General features: G+C 54.7%; 2 tRNA genes. Both read right to left on the minus strand.

Annotated elements, in window-relative coordinates:
- Positions 1 to 85 (minus strand) — tRNA-Tyr (locus Q0796_RS18255).
- Positions 86 to 135: 50 nt separating this feature from the next.
- Positions 136 to 220 (minus strand) — tRNA-Tyr (locus tag Q0796_RS18260).
- Positions 221 to 223 lie beyond the last annotated feature (3 nt).

A 223-nucleotide genomic window follows, 5' to 3' on the forward strand; every position in this document is an offset into this window, starting at 1 on the left:
TGGTGGAGGGAGACGGATTCGAACCATCGAAGGCAGTGCCATCAGATTTACAATCTGGTCCCTTTGGCCACTCGGGAACCCCTCCACGGGGTGTTGCTCGGTTGTACGTCTCGCTAGGGCAAAACGTTAAAATAGTGGTGGAGGGAGACGGATTCGAACCATCGAAGGCAGTGCCATCAGATTTACAATCTGGTCCCTTTGGCCACTCGGGAACCCCTCCACA

Origin of the sequence: uncultured Ferrimonas sp., from assembly GCF_947489035.1 — a bacterium.
GTDB lineage: Bacteria > Pseudomonadota > Gammaproteobacteria > Enterobacterales > Shewanellaceae > Ferrimonas.